Below are 2,504 nucleotides of genomic sequence, written 5' to 3'. Positions count from 1 at the left end.
GGTGCCAATATTTGACCACCTGTGGGGTGGCTGTCAAGGCCGCTGCCTTGATGCTGATGTTTTGAACGGTGAGGTCTCATAGCGGAAAAAATTTTTGTGGAGATACCTACTAGATCTTGACACGGACATATCCTACTTACTTGTTGTTTGCAATATACTAGTTTGCAATATACTAATAGTGTTAATTTATAGTTAATTTTCTTCGACACCCGAATTAATTTTCCTGCTATTTATTTACGTATTTTAAAAATTTTGGGCCCAGCGTTTCTGCTAAAGATCCCTTGCAGCCTTAAATTGATTTAAACCCCATCCGAACGCCAAAATCAAGTGCCGAAGATGCTTCTACCACAGACCTACGAATTTCCACCATATTGAACCAGTTCCAAGCCAAATTACCAAGTTGATAACGCTGATGATAAACCCTAGCTTCCACCAAGTAGGCTGGTCAACGTAGCCAGCTCCAAAGAGAATCGGTGCAGGGCCGGAAGAGTAGTGAGTGAGGGAACCGCATAAACTGGAAAAAAAGCCCAGGACAAGCGCCGACAATTGCACCGGCGCGCCAGCGATGACGGCAATGGCTAATAAAGGGGCGTACAAAGCGGTAATGTGAGCTGTTAAGGAAGCAAAGGCATAATGGGAATACAGATAGATCAATAGCATTATCGCGAGAGTCGGGACCCAAGAAATGCCGCCTATCGCTGAGCCAACCAATTTGGCAACCCAAGCAACCACGCCTAGTTTGACCAATAAGCCGGCTAGGCTCATTAATGTTCCTAACCAAACCAGAGTGTCCCATGCACCATTGTCATCAAGGCAATCTTTCCATGTCAATACTGATGTTGCCAAAAGAACGGAAACGGCTAGGAGAGCCACTGTTGTTGCATCTATATTAGTAAACATCGAAGTTGTCCATAACAGCAAAGAGCCAATGAATACACCTAGTTGTATTTTTTCAGGTTTGCTCATTGGGCCCATCTTCTGTAATTCTTGCTGCGCCATCTGAGGTGCTTCAGGCGAATCTTTGATTTCTGGCGGGAAAATCTTATACAGGATAAATGGGACAGCTAAGAGAGCGATCAGACCGGGTACAATCGCCGCAGTAGCCCAACCGCTCCAGGTAAGATTTACATTGGCAGTTTTAGCAGCCAGATCCACAACCAATGGGTTAGAGCCCATTGCCGTTATAAACATGGCTGAAACAATACAGGTCGCATGGTGTTCCACCTGAAAAAGGTAGGCGCCAACGCGCCGGGCAGTAGGTCCCGGCTCCGAATCAAAAACTGAACACAACCCCTTAATTATTGGAAAAAGGATCCCGCCCCCCCTAGCTGTGATTGATGGCATGGCAGGGCCAAAAATCAGGTCACTGAAAGCCAGGCAATAACCCAGTCTCAATGTGCTGTGGCCGATGGCTTTGATGAATAGAAGGGAGATACGACGAGCCAAGCCGGTCTTGATGAAACCTCTAGCTAGAAAGAAAGCTGATACAACTAGCCACACAGTAGAGCTACCAAAGTTGACCAGCATATCACTTAACGTTGCTACCTTTAGCAAGACGACAAGAGATATACTCAAGAACGACAGAGCACCCATAGGAATAGGCTGAAGAATAAAACCTACAATTGTGGCAACGAATATAGCAAACAAATGCCACGCATTAGGCTTAAGTCCTGTGGGAATAGGAATAAACCAGATGATCACACCAACTGCTACGATAATCAGCCAGTGTATCAACTTTTTATCCAAAATATTTTTTTTCGGTAACTGATGGGGAACAATATCTTCGGGATTTTTCTTCGGGGTTTCAAGCATTTTAATAACCTCATCGCTAAATTAATTTTATAAATAAATTATCCTGCACGATGGTTATTGGACTAAGGGAAATACAATTCTTCCTTGTCGCACTTCGGCGACTTCTTTTTGAAGATTTGCCCTTTGTCTGGTTAGTCGCGCACAGCCTGTTCCTTTGAATTTCAATTAGCGTACTGCTGCTCTCGACCACAGGTTAACCTGACACTTTCGGCCCTGTCGCACCCGTTCGGTCAAGGTTCGCGTAACCATCTTAAGAGAAGCTGAGGAAGGTGAAGCTACTTACCCCTATTGTAAAAGCCCCATTAATGATTAGTAACCGCCTCATCAACCAATACAATCCGTGAAAGAAGTTTTTATTAGATTACTTAGATAATGTAAATCATTTACATCCCCCCTATCTCAATTTTTTGGAGCCATACTCGTAAAAAAATTGTAGATTCTCTCTCACAGAAACTCTCTCTTTATTAACTGTTCAAATAACAGTAAATATTCAAAGCTACAAAATTGATTCTCCCAAGCTTTTCGCTAACAACCACCTCCTTTCTCAGGGAGATATACGGTTTACGCAATATTATGCAATATTATCACTTGTATAATTTTTCTGATATTTTCCCCCAAAAATTTTTCTTCCTACCGAGGGAAGAAGATTTCATTTAAGAAAAATGTCAGTTACTCGATTACCGCCAAAATAT

The 2,504-nt window shown here is 43.0% G+C and carries 1 protein-coding gene; it reads right to left on the bottom strand.

Annotated features, from left to right (window positions below):
• Positions 1–342 precede the first annotated feature (342 nt).
• Entirely contained in the window at positions 343–1,734 is a 1,392-nt protein-coding gene (locus HPY81_11570; GenBank protein ID NPV28037.1) for an anion permease, read from the bottom strand.
• Between the last annotated feature and the right edge of the window lie 770 nt (positions 1,735–2,504).

Source organism: Bacillota bacterium, from assembly GCA_013178045.1.
Lineage (GTDB): Bacteria > Bacillota > Ch66 > Ch66 > Ch66 > Ch66.
This window is presented reverse-complemented; position numbering and strand designations above follow the sequence as displayed.